At 70.0% G+C, this 14,650-nt stretch carries 13 protein-coding genes and 1 tRNA gene; 5 read left to right on the top strand and 9 right to left on the bottom strand.

Features of this window, described 5'->3' with window-relative positions; translation table 11 throughout:
* Positions 1 to 37 precede the first annotated feature (37 nt).
* Positions 38 to 487, top strand: a complete 450-nt coding sequence (locus tag G6N60_RS17965) for a MarR family winged helix-turn-helix transcriptional regulator (RefSeq protein ID WP_163739779.1) — start codon at positions 38 to 40, stop codon at positions 485 to 487.
* Between the two features lie 7 nt (positions 488 to 494).
* On the opposite strand, the gene G6N60_RS17970 is transcribed toward G6N60_RS17965, so the two are convergent.
* Entirely contained in the window at positions 495 to 1,226 is a 732-nt protein-coding gene (locus G6N60_RS17970) for a VIT1/CCC1 transporter family protein (protein ID WP_163739781.1), read from the bottom strand.
* A 101-nt stretch (positions 1,227 to 1,327) separates the two neighbouring features.
* Between G6N60_RS17970 and G6N60_RS17975 the strand changes: the two genes are divergently transcribed.
* Positions 1,328 to 3,274, top strand: coding sequence for an acyl-CoA dehydrogenase family protein (locus G6N60_RS17975; protein WP_163739783.1), 1,947 nt, complete (start codon positions 1,328 to 1,330; stop codon positions 3,272 to 3,274).
* A 15-nt stretch (positions 3,275 to 3,289) separates the two neighbouring features.
* Here G6N60_RS17975 and G6N60_RS17980 read toward each other — a convergent pair.
* Positions 3,290 to 3,365: transfer RNA gene (locus tag G6N60_RS17980), tRNA-Asn, on the bottom strand.
* Positions 3,366 to 3,532: 167 nt separating this feature from the next.
* Here G6N60_RS17980 and G6N60_RS17985 point away from each other — a divergent pair.
* Entirely contained in the window at positions 3,533 to 3,775 is a 243-nt protein-coding gene (locus tag G6N60_RS17985; protein WP_163739785.1) for a hypothetical protein, read from the top strand.
* Here G6N60_RS17985 and G6N60_RS17990 read toward each other — a convergent pair.
* Genes G6N60_RS17990 through G6N60_RS18000 form a run of 3 tightly spaced genes read right to left on the bottom strand, consistent with a single transcriptional unit; the run spans position 3,772 to position 7,348 of the window.
* Positions 3,772 to 4,089 carry a DUF7155 family protein gene (locus tag G6N60_RS17990; RefSeq protein ID WP_163739787.1) on the bottom strand — a complete coding sequence of 106 codons (318 nt, stop codon included), beginning with the start codon at positions 4,087 to 4,089 and terminating at the stop codon, positions 3,772 to 3,774. The genes G6N60_RS17985 and G6N60_RS17990 overlap by 4 nt on opposite strands.
* Before the next feature lie 55 nt (positions 4,090 to 4,144).
* Positions 4,145 to 6,070, bottom strand: coding sequence for a DNA primase (gene dnaG, locus G6N60_RS17995; RefSeq protein WP_372511088.1), 1,926 nt, complete (start codon positions 6,068 to 6,070; stop codon positions 4,145 to 4,147).
* An 18-nt stretch (positions 6,071 to 6,088) separates the two neighbouring features.
* Positions 6,089 to 7,348, bottom strand: a complete 1,260-nt coding sequence (locus tag G6N60_RS18000; protein WP_263992828.1) for a deoxyguanosinetriphosphate triphosphohydrolase — start codon at positions 7,346 to 7,348, stop codon at positions 6,089 to 6,091.
* A gap of 58 nt (positions 7,349 to 7,406) precedes the next feature.
* Between G6N60_RS18000 and G6N60_RS18005 the strand changes: the two genes are divergently transcribed.
* Positions 7,407 to 9,443, top strand: coding sequence for a TPM domain-containing protein (locus G6N60_RS18005; RefSeq protein WP_163739792.1), 2,037 nt, complete (start codon positions 7,407 to 7,409; stop codon positions 9,441 to 9,443).
* A gap of 84 nt (positions 9,444 to 9,527) precedes the next feature.
* On the opposite strand, the gene G6N60_RS18010 is transcribed toward G6N60_RS18005, so the two are convergent.
* The 4 genes from G6N60_RS18010 to recO are packed head-to-tail and all read right to left on the bottom strand — an operon-like array spanning position 9,528 to position 13,122.
* A complete protein-coding gene (locus G6N60_RS18010; RefSeq protein WP_163739794.1) occupies positions 9,528 to 10,913 on the bottom strand; it encodes a glycine--tRNA ligase in 1,386 nt (461 codons plus the stop codon).
* Between the two features lie 50 nt (positions 10,914 to 10,963).
* Positions 10,964 to 11,416, bottom strand: coding sequence for a hypothetical protein (locus G6N60_RS18015; protein WP_163739796.1), 453 nt, complete (start codon positions 11,414 to 11,416; stop codon positions 10,964 to 10,966).
* 22 nt (positions 11,417 to 11,438) lie between these two features.
* Positions 11,439 to 12,332, bottom strand: coding sequence for a decaprenyl diphosphate synthase (locus tag G6N60_RS18020; RefSeq protein WP_163739798.1), 894 nt, complete (start codon positions 12,330 to 12,332; stop codon positions 11,439 to 11,441).
* Positions 12,271 to 13,122 (bottom strand): DNA repair protein RecO, encoded by an 852-nt coding sequence (gene recO, locus G6N60_RS18025; protein ID WP_163739799.1) that lies wholly within the window; start codon positions 13,120 to 13,122, stop codon positions 12,271 to 12,273. Before recO ends, G6N60_RS18020 begins: the two co-directional genes overlap by 62 nt.
* Positions 13,123 to 13,198: 76 nt before the next feature.
* On the opposite strand from recO, the gene G6N60_RS18030 reads away from it, so the two are divergent.
* Positions 13,199 to 14,647 carry an amidase gene (locus G6N60_RS18030; protein ID WP_163739801.1) on the top strand — a complete coding sequence of 483 codons (1,449 nt, stop codon included), beginning with the start codon at positions 13,199 to 13,201 and terminating at the stop codon, positions 14,645 to 14,647.
* Positions 14,648 to 14,650 lie beyond the last annotated feature (3 nt).

The raw sequence follows: 14,650 nt of genomic DNA on the forward strand, positions 1-14,650 counted from the left end.
GGTCGCCTATATAGGACTTCTATGTAAACATGGTGAGATGTCTCCCGCATCCACCACCGACACGGGACTCGCCGCCGATCTGCTGTCCGCGGTCGCCCGACTGAACCGGCTCGCCACGCAGCGCGTGAAGCTCGAGCTGCCCTACGCGCAAGCGCGGCTGCTGTCCACGATCGAGGACCAGGACGCGGCGCGGATCTCCGATCTGGCCGCCATGGACCATTGCTCCCAGCCGACCATGACGACCCAGGTCCGTCGGCTCGAGGACAGCGGCCTGGTGTCGAGGATCACCGACCCGGCCGACGCCAGGGCGGTGCTCATCAGCATCACCGACCGCGGCCGGGAAGTCCTGACCCGCGTCCGCGCCGACCGCGGCGCCATCATCGACCCCTACCTGGAGCGGTTGCAGGGCGACGACCGCGACGCCCTCGTCGACGCCGTGCGGGTCATGCGCAAGATCCTCGACGACGCGGCGACCGCGGACCGCTGAGGCCGGACTACCCGACCGACGTGCCGATGAGCATGCCCACGACATAGGTCGCGCCGATCGCGACGGCACCAAAGATCAACTGCCGCAACGAACCACGCCAGACCGCCTTGCGCGTGAAGTACGCCGCCACCCCGCCGGCGACCAACAGCCCGACGCCGCCGCACGCCAGCCCGAGCCACAGGCTGGCGAAGCCGAGCAGGTAGGGCAGCAGCGGGACGACGGCCCCGACCGCGAACATCACGAACGACGAGGCCGCCGCGATCCAGGGCGAGGGCTTGTCGCTGGGATCGACCCCCAGCTCCTGTACCAGGTGGAAGTTCAGCGCCCTGGTCTCGTCGCGGTGGATCTCGTCGGTGGCCACGGTCGCCGTGTCCTTCGTCATGCCCATCGCCTGCAACATGCCGATGAGCTCGGCCCGCTCGGCCTGCGGATGCTTGGCGAACGCCCGCCGCTCCACCCGCACCTCGGACTCGATCTGCTCGTTGGCCGTCGTCACCGAGGTGTACTCCCCCAACGCCATCGAGAACGCGCCGGCGAGCACCCCGGCGACACCGGAGACGACGACGGTGTGCGCGCTGCCGCTCGCCGCGACACCGGCAATGAGGGCGGTGTTGCTCACCAACCCGTCCATCGCGCCGAACGTCGCGGCGCGCAGCCACCCGCCCGTCACGTCGGCGTGCCGGTGGTCGATCTCGTGGGGCAGTCCCCCAGGGTTGCGGGCACTGTCGGGATCGCTCATGGCGACGATCTAACCCCCGCCCCGCCGCGCCGGTCGACCCGGGATTGCCTGGTTTGCCACATCACGGTTTCCGGACGACTTTCTGGGGATACCGTGGGCCTATGACCACCACCGCGGATCACCTTCGCAACGCCCTGGACGGCCGTTGGCGCGACATGAAGAACCGGATGCGAGAAGAGCTCTCCTCGGAGATCTTCAAACCGCATTACACCCCCAACACCGTGATCGCCCGCACCAAGGTCAACGAGCAGATGCGGATCATGGCGGCCAACGGAGCGGCCGAGGACGGCTTCAAGAAGGAGCACGGCGGCAACGGCGACGTCGGTGCGGCGGTTACGCAGATCGAGATGCTCGCGATGTCGGATCTCTCGCTGATGGTGAAGGCAGGCGTGCAGTGGGGCCTGTTCGGCGGCGCCATCGAGAACCTCGGCACCGAGCGTCACCACCAGGCCTACGTCAAGAAGCTGATCGACCTCGAGCTGCTCGGCTGCTTCGCGATGACCGAGACCGGCCACGGCAGCGACGTGCAGGCCCTGGAGACCACCGCGACGTACGACCCGCAGACCCAGGAGTTCGTCATCGACTCCCCGACGCCGTCCGCGCGCAAGGACTACATCGGCGGCGCGGCGAACACGGCCCGCGTTGCGGCGGTGTTCGCACAGCTGATCACCGGCGGTGAGGGCCACGGCGTGCACTGCTTCGTCGTGCCGATCCGTGACGACGAGGGCAACGACCTGCCCGGCGTCACGACGTCGGACTGTCAGTACAAGGGTGGGCTGCCCGGCGTCGACAACGGCCGCATCCAGTTCGACCAGGTGCGCATACCCCGCGAGAACCTGCTGAACAAGTACGCCGACGTCGCCGAGGACGGCACGTACTCCTCACCGATCGAGAACCCGGGCCGCCGGTTCTTCACGATGCTCGGCACCCTGATCCGCGGGCGGGTCACCGTCGGCGGCAGCGCCGGCGCCGCAGCGCGTGTCGCACTCGACATCGCCACGCGATATGCCTTGGAGCGCAGGCAATTCGAGGCACCGGGCGCCGACGAGGAGGTGCTGATCATGGACTACCTTGTGCATCAGCGCCGGCTGTTCCCCTTGATCGCCAAGTCCTACGCGCTGCAGTTCGCCCAGAACGAGCTCGTCGCCAAGTGCCACGAGCTGCAGACCTCCGACGATCCGGACGCCGAGGAGCAGCGCGAGCTCGAATCCCGCGCCGCGGGCCTCAAGGCCGCCAACACCTGGCACGCCACCCGCGCCATCCAGGAGGCGCGCGAAGCCTGCGGCGGCGCAGGCTATCTCGCGGAGAACCGGCTCATCGCGCTGAAGGCCGACACCGACGTCTTCACCACCTTCGAGGGCGACAACCACGTGCTGACGCAATTGGTGGCCAAGGAACTGCTGACCGCCTACGCCGACGACGTGAAGAGCATGAGCCCCGCCCAGTGGGTGCGCTTCGCGGCCAACTTCGCCGGTGAGCGGGTGCTGAAGCGGACCGCGGCGCAGACCATCATGCAGACCATCGTCGACGCGCGGGAGGACAACGAGGAGGAGGGCTCGCTCTTCAACCGCGGCACCCAGGTCAAGATGTTCGAGGACCGCGAGGAGTACATGATCGCCTCCGTCGCGCGCCGGCTGCAGGGCAAGTCCAAGGAGATGTCACCGTTCGACGCCTTCAACGCCGTACAGGACCACGTCCTGCACGCCGCCACGGCCCACATCGACCGCATCATCCTCGAGGCGTTCGTCGCCGGCATCGAGAACTGTGAGGACCAGGAGGCCCGCGACATCCTCGCGATGGTGTGCGACCTCTACGCGCTGTCGGTCATCGAGGCCGACAAGGCGTGGTTCGTCGAGCATCGCTTCCTGTCGGTCGAACGCTCCAAGGCCGTCACCCGGGGTATCAACGACCGCTGCCGCAAGCTGCGGCCGCACGCCGAACTGCTGGTGGCCGGTTTCGGGATCCCGGAGCAGCTGCGCTACGCGGAGATGCTGCACCCCGAGCACATTCCCGACGCCGACGCGCATCAGGAGCAGAACGCCGAGTAGCGGACAGTGGGTGCGTGGCTCCCCCGCGTGGACTCGAACCACGAACCTGCCGATTAACAGTCGGCTGCTCTGCCAATTGAGCTACAGGGGAATGCTCGTCGGCCTCCGGGCATCCCCGCGGACCGAGCGTTGACTCTAGCGCATGCCGGGCCGAGGCCGGGAATTGGGCTGGGCGCCAGCCGCGCCCGCCTCGGCCGTCACGTCGGGAGTCCACGAGGCAGGATGGACACGACCGCACCGAGAGTTGGAAGGGGTCCCGTGATTCGAGTCGCCGCCGTGATGGCCGTGGGTTACGTATTGGGCGCAAAGGCGGGCAGGCGTCGCTACGAGCAGATCGCCAGCACGTACCGGGCCGTCACGGGGAGTCCGGCCACGAAGGCGGTCCTGGACGCGGGACGACGACGCATCGCCGACCGGGTGTCACCCGACCCGGCGATGGTCACGTTGACGCCGATCGATGCGCAGACCTCGGTGCTGCACCCCGAGGCGGGCCGCCGCTAGCTGGTGCCGACGCCGTCGGTGTAGGTGTGGCCGGGAAGCAGCGGGCCGGAGACCAGGCCGCCGCCGTTGTAGGTGCCCACGCCGGTACCGGGGTTGGGACCGAAGACGCCCCACGGTGTGCCCACGGACTGGGGATTGCCGTTCGAGTACCCGAGGCACTGGCCGTCGTCCTTGTTGCCGTACCAGGCCAGGCACTGTCCCTGCGCGGTGTTCGCAGCAGGCGCCGGCTGGGTGAGGGCCATGGTCAGCGGGGCCGCCACGGCGGCGAGCGCCAGGGCTCCGGCGGTGGCGATGCGGCGGGCGTTGATGGTCATGAACTGGGCCTTCCCATGGGGTGACAGCGCACTCACCATAGCGCGATGCGGTGACTCACGCAGTAACGTCGTCGCCGCTGGCCCGCTCCAACAGGCTGCGACGGTAGGTCTCCATCGCGACGAGATCGCCGAACAGGGCGTTGTACTCCTCGTCGTTGTCGACCGGGGACATGCGCTGCAGTTTCGACTTCATCTCGGCGATCTGCCTGCCGACCCACACTTCCTGCAGTCTGGCCAGCACGCCACCGATGTAGCGGGCCAGCCGCTCGTCGTCCTCGACGCGGAACGCCTCCACGCCGAGTTCGTTGACGAGGTTGGCCGCCTCCGGTGACGCCGTGTGCTCGCGCACCGCGTCGATCCACTGCCCGCCGGTGCCGCCGGCCGACATCCCGCCGGCGGCCGTGATCGCGGTGCGCACCGCGGCGTAGGCGGGATGGGTGAAGCTCTCGACCGTCAGCGTGTCGAAGACCGGGCCGGCGAGCGCCGGGTATTGCAGTGCGGCCTTGAGCGCCTCGCGCTGCGGCCACAGTGTCGGGTCGCGCGGGTCGGGCCGGGTCACCGACGGCGCGGCCGGAGTCTGCCGCCCGCCGCGTGGGCCGTCGCGCCGCGCGGTGCCGCCGCCCGCCTTCGCCGTCTCGCGGACCCGACCGATGACCTGCGCGACGTCGTCCCACCCGACCCAGCCGGCGAGCTGGCGGGCGTACTCGTCGCGCAGCGTCGGATCCTTGATCCGCGCCGCCATCGGAACGCAGCGGCGCAGCGCGGAGACCCGACCCTCGGCGCTGTCGAGGTCGTGCTCGGCCAGGGCGGTGCGAATCACGAACTCGAACAACGGGGTTCGTCGCGCGACGAGGTCCCGCAGGGCGGCGTCGCCGGCCTTGAGCCGCAGATCGCACGGATCCATCCCGTCCTCGGCGACCGCCACGAAGGACTGTCCCGACAGGTTCTGCTCACCCTCGAAGGCCTTGACCGCCGCGGCTCGGCCTGCCGCGTCGCCGTCGAAGACGTAGATGAGCTCGCCGCGAAAGAAGTTGTCGTCCATCATGAGTCGGCGCAGCATGCCGAGGTGTTCCTCGCCGAACGCCGTCCCGCAGGAGGCGACCGCCGTCGTCACCCCCGCCAGGTGCATGGCCATCACGTCGGTGTAGCCCTCGACGACGACGGCCTGATGGCCCCTGGCGATGTCGCGCTTGGCCAGGTCGAGCCCGAATAGCACGTTGGACTTCTTGTAGAGCACCGTCTCCGGGGTGTTCAGGTACTTCGCGGTCATCGTGTCGTCGTCGAAGATCCGACGTGCCCCGAATCCGATGACCTCGTTGCTGCTGGCCCGGATCGGCCACAGCAGACGGCGATGGAACCGGTCGCGCGGCCCGCGGCGGCCCTCCATCGACAGTCCCGCGGCCTCCAGCTCCTTGAACTCGAAGCCCTTGCGCAGCAGGTGTTTCGTCAAGGTGTCCCAGCCCGACGGGGCGAAGCCGCAGCCGAAGCGCGCGGCCGCCTCGGCATCGAAGTTGCGCTCCATCAGGTACTGCCGGGCGGGCGCGGCCTCCGCCGACTGCAACGCCTCGGCGTAGAACTCCTGCGCCGCGGCGTTGGCGGCGATCAGCCTGCTGCGGCTGCCGCGGTCGCGCTGCACGTTGGTGGCCGAGGCGCCGGTGTAGGTGACGGTGTAGCCGATGCGGTCGGCGAGCATCTCCACCGACTCGACGAAGCTGACGTGCTCGATCTTCTGCAGGAAGGCGTAGACGTCGCCCCCCTCGCCGCAGCCGAAGCAGTGGAAGTGACCGTGGTTGGGCCGGACGTGGAACGACGGGGACTTCTCGTCGTGGAACGGGCAGAGGCCCTTCAGCGAGTCGGCCCCGGCCCGGCGCAGCTGCACGTAGTCGCCGACGACGTCCTCGATGCGGGTGCTCTCCCGGATGGCGGCGATGTCGCGGTCGGGAATGCGACCACCCCGGGTCCCATCGCTCCTGCCCGCCACTGCCGCCACCGGGACAGTCTATGCACGCAGCAGACGCTCCAGCCGACCCTCGGTGAAGGACGCGATCTGGTCGAGGACGACCCGCAGGCGCGCCCCGTCGTCGGCCGCGGTGTTGAATTCGGGCACGAAGATGGGATCCAGCGTCGCGGGCGCCCCGGCGAGCAGGAATTCCGCCACCCGGTGGATGCGGATGCGCTGCTGGGCCTGCAGTTCCAGGTGTGGCGGGTCGGACATGATGAATTGCAGCGCCAGGATCTTCAGCAGCACCACCTCGGCGCGGACCGTCGCCGGCACCGACAGGTCGGCCCGGTAGCGGACCAGCGGGCCCGGGCCCGCGGCCTCCCTGGTGGCCGCGATCGCCGCGGACGCGAACCGTCCGACGAACTCACTGGTCAACGTCTTCAACGCCACCGACGCCGCCAGGGTCCCGTCGTACTTGCCGACGGCCGCCACCACCGGCAGCGCCGACAGTCGCTGCGCCGCGGCGACCAGGTCGTCGGCGGCGAGCCCGCCGCCCATCCCGCTGGCCGCGCCGAGCCTGCCGAGTTCGTCGACCGCATCGTCGTCGGCGAGCACCCGCAGGTCGATGCGTCCGGACACGACGCCGTCCTCGACGTCGTGCACCGAGTAGGCCACGTCGTCGGCCCAGTCCATCACCTGGGCCTCCAGGCACGGCGTGGCGTCCGGAGCGCCCTCGCGCACCCAGGCCGCCGCGGCCGCGTCGTCGGCGTAGAAGCCGAACTTGCCGCCCTCGCCGCTCCCGCGAAACCACGGATACTTGGTCACCGCGTCGAGCGCCGCGCGCGTCAGGTTCAAACCAGCGCTAAGCCCTTGGGCGTCAAGGACTTTGGGCTCCATCCTGGTCAGGATGCGGAAGTTCTGGGCATTGCCCTCGAAGCCGCCGCAGTCGGCGGCCAACTCGTCGAGCGCACGTTCCCCGTTGTGGCCGTACGGCGGATGGCCGATGTCGTGCGCGAGTCCGGCCAGGTCGACGAGGTCGGCGTCACAACCCAATCCGATCGCCATCCCGCGACCGATCTGCGCGACCTCCAGCGAGTGCGTCAACCGGGTGCGCGGCGTCTCGCTCTGATGGGGCCCCACCACCTGGGTCTTGTCGGCCAACCGGCGCAGGGCCGCGCTGTGCAGGACGCGGGCGCGGTCGCGCGCGAAGTCGGTGCGGTGCTCGGTGCCCGTTCCCGGCAGCGCGGCACGCTTGGGCGCTTCGACCACCATGCGTCGTCGGTCGAAGTCCGAGTAGAGATCCGTTGAGTGCGCCACCGACGCACAGTCTGCCAGGACGGGCCGCCCCCACCCGCCAGCGCACTACATTGGCGGCATGCGTGGGAAACGTTCGGCCGGCCGGTTGGTGAGCCTGCTCCTGGCGGTGTCGATCCTCGGCGCGCTGCTGGCGCCCGCGATCGCGACGGCCGAACCGCCGCAGCGGCTGACCACCTACGTCACCGACGAGGCGGGCGTGCTCGACGCCGCAGGCCTCACCGCGGTGAAGAGCGCCGTCGACGGTCTCTACGGCGCCCGACGGGTGCGGCTGTGGGTCGTCTACGTCGACACCTTCTCCGGGCAGAGCAGCGCACAGTGGGCCCGAGAGACCGTGCGCATCAACGACTTCCACCCCGACCAGGACGCGCTGCTGGCGGTAGCGACCCAGGACCGCGCCTACGACCTGGTCGCGGGGACGAAGATCCTGAGCGACTCCGCTCAGGCCGACCTGCGCCGCAACCAGATCGAACCCGCGTTGCGCAACGGCGACTGGGCGGGCGCCGCCACCGCCGCGGCGACGGGGCTGAACCCGACGGCCGGTGCGTCGGGCGGCATGTCGGCGACCGGTCTCGCGATCGTCCTCGCGGTGGTCGCCGTGGCCGTGCTAGCCCTGCTGCTGTGGCGGCGCCACCGGCGTCGTCAACGTCGCGAGGCCGAACTCGCCGCGGCGCGACGGGTGAATCCGGCCGACCCCGATGCGCTGGCGTCGCTGTCCATCGATGCGCTCGACGACCTGTCGAAGTCCATCGTCGTCGAGGTCGACAACGCCGTCAGGACCAGTGACAACGAGCTGAGCCTGGCGATCGAGGAGTTCGGCGAGGCGGACACCGCACCCTTCACCCAGGCCGTCGCGGCCGCGAAAACCGCACTGACACAAGCCTTCAACGTGCGCCAGATCCTCGACGACACGATTCCCGAGACGCCCGCCCAGCGTCGCGATCTGCTGACCCGCGTCATCGTGGCGGCCGCGAAGGCCGACGACCGGCTCGAACAGCAGCGCGAGGCGTTCGGCAAGCTACGCGATCTCATCATCAACGCACCCGATCGCCTGGACGCGCTCACCCGGCAGCTGGTCGAACTGACCGCGCGCGTCGAGCCCGCCGCACAGACGCTGACGGCGCTGCACGGCCAATTCTCCGACACCGCGCTGGCGCCCGTCGCGGGCAACGTCGAGACCGCCCGGCATCGACTGTCGTTCGCCGACGAGAACATCACGCAGTCGCGCACCCTGGTCGCCAGGCCGGTGGGCAGTCAGACCGGACTCGTCGATGCGATCAGAGCCGCGGAATCGGCTCTGGGACAAGCCCGTACGCTGCTCGACGCGGTCGACGGCGCGGCCGCCGACATCAATCGCGCGACGGCCGCGCTGCCGGCCACCATCGCCGACGTCTCCAACGGCATCACCGCCGCGGCCGCCCACCTCGCCCGCGGCGGCGTCCCCCACGCCGCCGAGTTGTCCGCCGCCCGCGACGCCGCGGTCGCGGCGGTAGCGCACGCCCGGGACGCGGGCACCGCCGATCCCCTGGGCGCCTTCACGACCCTGACGAAGGCCGATGCCGAACTGGATCGGTGGCTCGCGACGATCAGCGACGAGCTCGAGACGGCCGAGCGGCTCGACCGTGCCTACGACCAGGCCCTGTTCAGCGCGCAGTCGCAGGTGCGTTCGGTCTCCGACTTCATCGACACCCGTCGCGGCAGCGTGGGGCCTGAGGCGCGGACGCGGCTCGCGGAGGCGACGGGTCAGCTGGCGGCGGCCCAGGCCGCCAAGGCGACCGACACCACCGCCGCGATCCAGCACGCCAACAGCGCTGCGCAGCTGGCCGCGCAGGCGCAGACCATGGCCAACGCCGACGTCGCCAACGCCCAGCAGCAGTTCACCGGCCGCGGCGGGCCCGGGGGTTTCGGCGGTGGGCACACCGGCGCCGTGCTCGGCGGCATCCTCATCGGCGACCTGCTGTCGGGGGCCATGCGCGGCGGCGGCGGTTTCGGCGGCGGCGGCTTCGGCGGCGGTGGCTTCGGTGGTGGCGGCGGCTGGAGTCCCGGCTCGTTCGGCGGGTCGGGCGGCGACTGGGGCGGTGGCGGCGGCCGCTTCTAGAGGCCCGTCCTCCCGCCGAGCAGTCGCAAAAGTGCCGCAGTCGCGGCGTGTCGCGACACCTTCACGTCTGCTCGCGGGGAGAAGTCAGGCGCCCTTGAGGCGGACGGCGAGGTAGTCGCCGACCGCGTCGATGGCCACCCGCTCCTGGGTCATCTCGTCGCGGGAGCGGATCGTCACCGCGTGGTCCTCGAGTGAGTCGAAGTCCAGGGTCACGCAGAACGGCGTGCCGATCTCGTCCTGGCGGCGATACCGGCGTCCGATCGCCCCGGCGTCGTCGAACTCGACGTTCCACGACTTGCGCAGTTCGGCGGCCAGGTCCTTTGCCTTCGGCGAGAGATCGGCGTTGCGCGACAGCGGCAATACCGCCGCCTTGACCGGGGCGAGCCGCGGATCCAGCTTGAGCACCGTCCGCTTGTCGACGCCGCCCTTGGCGTTGGGCGCCTCGTCCTCGTGATAGGAGTCGACGAGGAACGCCATGAGCGACCGCGTCAAACCGGCCGCGGGCTCGATGACGTAGGGGACGTAACGGGTTTCGGTCGCCTGATCGTAGAACGACAGGTCGGTGCCGGAATGCCTTGAGTGCGTAGACAAGTCGAAGTCCGTGCGGTTGGCGACGCCCTCGAGCTCACCCCACGGGTTGCCCGCGAAGCCGAACTTGTACTCGATGTCGACCGTGCGGTCGGAGTAGTGCGACAGCTTCTCCTTGGGATGCTCGTACAGCCGCAGGTTCTCCGGGTCGATGCCGAGGTCGACGTACCACTGCAACCGCGTGTCGATCCAGTACTGGTGCCATTCCGGCGCGGTCGACGGCTCGACGAAGAACTCCATCTCCATCTGCTCGAACTCGCGCGTGCGGAAGATGAAGTTGCCGGGGGTGATCTCGTTGCGAAAGCTCTTGCCGATCTGGCCGATTCCGAACGGCGGCTTGCGCCGAGACGTCGTCACCACGTTGGCGAAGTTGACGAAGATGCCCTGCGCGGTCTCGGGCCGCAGATAGTGCATGCCCTCCTCGGTCTCGATGGGCCCGAGGTACGTCTTGAGCATCATGTTGAAGTCGCGCGGCTCGGTCCACTGGCCCTTGGTGCCGCAGTCCGGACAGACGATCTCCGTCATCGGCACGGCATCAGGGTCGTCGAGCCCCTTCTTGAGCGCGTACGCCTCCTGCATGTGGTCCTGCCGATGGCGCTTGTGGCAGTTCAGGCATTCGACGAGCGGGTCGTTGAAGACCTCGACGTGCCCCGACGCCACCCACACCTCACGCGGCAGGATGATCGCGCTGTCCAGGCCCACGACGTCGTCACGGCCCGTGACGACGGACCGCCACCACTGCCGCTTGATGTTCTCCTTGAGCTCGACGCCCAGTGGGCCGTAGTCCCACGCCGACTTCGTACCGCCGTAGATCTCGCCGGACTGGTAGACGAGGCCACGGCGTTTTGCGAGGTTGGCTACGGTGTCGATGATGGAGGCCACGGGTCAACAGCGTAGCGAGTGCACCGTGGCGATCCGAATCACGGCAGCGCTCACTCGGTCAGGCTGCGCCGCACGTCAGCACCCGTCGTGAGCACCAGCAGGATCAGGGTGCGTAGCGCGTCCTCGGTCAGTCCGGCCGCAGGAAAGTTGTAGCGCAGCATGACGTCGGCGATGCGCTTCGAGGCGGGTTTGCGCGTCGACTTCGCCGTCGACCCGTTGGCCGGCGCCGTCGGCGCGTCGGCCGCCTTCTCGACCAGCGCGACGGTACCGAGCATCGTGCGGCCGGCCAGCTCGGCGACGCGTTCGCGAATCTTGTTGTTCAGCACCAGATCCCACGCCAACGGCTGAGTGAGCGACACCATCTCCAGACCCTCGCCGATCGTCACGATCCGCAGCGAGGCCACCATCCCGTCCACGCTGACGGTGAACGCGCCGTCGGCCTCCTCGACGAGCGTGGTCACCGCGCCCAGAGCCGACGTCAAGCGCTCGCTCAGGCTCGTCATTCGGCCCTCCCGCTCAGGCTCGTCATTCGGCCCTACCAAAGCGCCGATTGCGTCTGACGTACTCCTCGCACGCCTCCCACAGGTCCCGGCGGTCGTAGTCCGGCCACAGCTTGTCCTGGAAGACGAACTCGGCGTACGCCGCCTGCCACAGCAGGAAGTTGCTCGCCCGCTGCTCCCCCGACGTCCGGATGAACAGGTCGACGTCCGGGATGTCGTCGCGGTGCAGATGTTTCGCGAACGCGGCCTCGTTGATCCGGCCGGGGTTGATCCTGCCCTCGGCGGCGAGCTGGGCGAGTTCCTGCGCCGCCTCGACGATCTCGGTGCGCCCGCCGTAGTTGACGCAGTAGTTGATGGTGATGACGTCGTTGCCGACGGTCATCTGCTCGGCGATGTCGAATTCCTTGATGACGCTGCGCCACATGCGCGGGCGCGACCCGACCCAGCGCATCCGCACGCCCATCGCGTTGAGGTTCTCCCGCCGCCGGCGCACCACCTCGCGGTTGAAGCCCATGAGGAAGCGGACCTCCTCGGCGCTGCGCTTCCAGTTCTCGGTGGAGAACGCGTAGACCGTGAGGTGCTTGACGCCGATTTCGATCGCACCGCAGGTGATGTCGATGAGCACGGCCTCGCCCATCTTGTGGCCCTCGGTGCGGTTGAGCCCGCGCCGGGTGGCCCAGCGGCCGTTGCCGTCCATGACGACCGCGACGTGCTTGGGCACCTGGTCCTCGGGAATCTGTGGGGCCGCCGCCTTCGACGGGTGTTGCGGCGGCCGTGAGAACCGTCCGTTGGTCTCGGGCGGCAGGTCGGGAAAGACCACCGGCCAGCTCGACGTATCCGGAAAGGTGGGGTAGTCCTCAGGCGCCTGGGGCAGCTGCGGGTAGGTCGTTCTGGTGCCCCTGCCCCGAGTCGTCGCCATGCGCATCATCCTGCCCGAACAGGCCGACACGCCGATCGGCGACCGTGCGATCGATCCGGTAGTGGCGTTCGACCAGCGGCAATGTACGCAGCTGGCGTTCGAGGTGCCACTGCAGGTGCGCGGCCACCAGTCCGCTGGCCTGGCTGCGGTGCGACGAGCTGGACGCCTCGGCGACGGCCCAGTCACCGTCGTGCAGGGCCGACATCAGGTCGAGCACGCCCTGGGGCGGCGTCACGGAACCGGACGGCCGGCAGTGCATGCACACGCTGCCCCCCGCGGCGACGTGGAACGCCCGGTGCGGCCCGGGCGTCGCGCAGCGGGCACAGTCGGTGAGCGCGGGCGCCCAGCCGGCGATCCCCATGGCCCGCAGGAGATAGGCATCCAGCACCAGCTCGCGCGGCCTGACGCCGTCGGCCACCGCGCGCAGGGCCGCGACGGTGAGCCGGTGCAGGGCGGGCGCCGGGGCGCGCTCCTCGCCGGCCAGCCGCTCGGCGGTCTCCAGCACCGCGCACCCGCACGTGTAGCGACCGTATTCGCTGACGATGTCGCTGGCGAACGAATCAATGGCCTGCACCTGGGTGACGACGTCGAGGTTGCGGCCCGGGTACAGCTGGACGTCGATGTGGGCGAACGGTTCGAGGCGGGCGCCGAACTTGCTCCTGGTCCGACGCACCCCCTTGGCCACCGCGCGGACCAGCCCGTGCTCGAGGGTCAGCAGCGTCACGATGCGGTCGGCTTCGCCGAGCTTGTGCTGTCTCAGCACGACTGCTCGATCCCGGTACAACCGCATCCGCCCAGTGTTCCACTTCCGTCCGACACCCGGACCCCCCACGCCGAGACCACCGCGGCCGATATTCTCGATCCAAATGGCTGAAACGACGTCACGGGGGGCGGGACCGCCGCTCTCCGATGCCCCCCTCCCCACCCTGACCCAGCTGCAGTACCGGTTGGCCAGCGGCCGAACCACGTCCACCGAGCTGACCACGCGCGCCCTGCGGGCGATCGTCGCCAGCCAGCCCACCCTCAATGCCTTCCGCGTCGTGATGGCCCGCCAGGCGCTCGCCGACGCCGCCGAGGCCGATCGCAAACGCGCTGCGGGACAACACCTTCCGCTGCTCGGCATCCCGATCGCGGTCAAGGACGACGTGGACGTCGCCGGGGTCCCGACCCGATTCGGCACCTCCGCCGACGTGCCCCCCGCGACCGCCGACGCCGAGGTGGTGCGCCGGCTGCGCGCGGCCGGCGCCGTGATCGTCGGCAAGACCAACACCTGCGAGCTCGGGCAGTGGCCGTTCACCAGCGGGCCCGCCTTCGGCTACACGCGCAATCCGTGGTCGGCCGAGCACACCCCCGGCGGCTCCTCGGGCGGCAGCGCCGCCGCGGTGGCCGCCGGGCTGGTCACCGCCGCCATCGGCAGCGACGGCGCGGGCAGCGTCCGCATCCCTGCCGCGTGGACCCACCTGGTCGGCATCAAGCCCCAGCGGGGCCGCATCTCGACCTGGCCGCTGCCGGAGGCGTTCAACGGCATCACCGTCAACGGGGTGCTGGCGCGCACGGTCGTCGACGCCGCGATCGTCCTCGACGCCGCATCGGGCAACGCCCCCGGCGACCGGCATCGGCCGGCCCCGGTGCGGACGGCCGACTACGTCAGCCAGGCGCCCGGTCCGCTGACCATCGCCCTGTCGACGGCGTTCCCCTTCACCGGTTTCAAGGCCACCCTGCACCCCGAGATCCTGGCCGCGATGGAGAAGATGGCCGGTCAGCTCGAAGCGCTCGGCCACACGGTGCGCCGCGCCGACCCCGACTACGGCCTGCGGACGTCGTGGAACTTCCTGTCGCGGTCGACGTCGGGATTGCTGGACTGGGCGCACCGGCTCGGCCCCCTGGCGGCGTTCGACCGGCGCACCACCAGCAACATGCGGATGGGCCGGTTGCTCTCGGAGAACGTCCTGCGCGCCGCCCGCGCCGGGGAGGTCGAGTCCCAGCGCCGGATCGGGTGGATCTTCAACCTCGCCGACGTGGTGCTGGCCCCGACGACGGCCCAGCCGCCACCGCGGGTGGACTACTTCGACGGGCGCGGCGGGCTGTCGACGGACCGCGCGATGATCCGCGCCTGCCCGGTGACCTGGCCGTGGAATCTGCTGGGCTGGCCGTCGATCAACGTTCCCGCGGGCTTCACCTCCGACGGCCTGCCGATCGGGGTGCAGCTGATGGGTCCCGCCGACAGTGAACCGCTGCTGGTGTCGCTGGCCGCCGCGCTCGAGGCGATCGGCGCGTGGAGCCACGCGCAGCCGACGGCGTGGTGGGAGAACTAGGAC

Origin of the sequence: Mycolicibacterium madagascariense (genome assembly GCF_010729665.1) — a bacterium.
GTDB lineage: Bacteria > Actinomycetota > Actinomycetes > Mycobacteriales > Mycobacteriaceae > Mycobacterium > Mycobacterium madagascariense.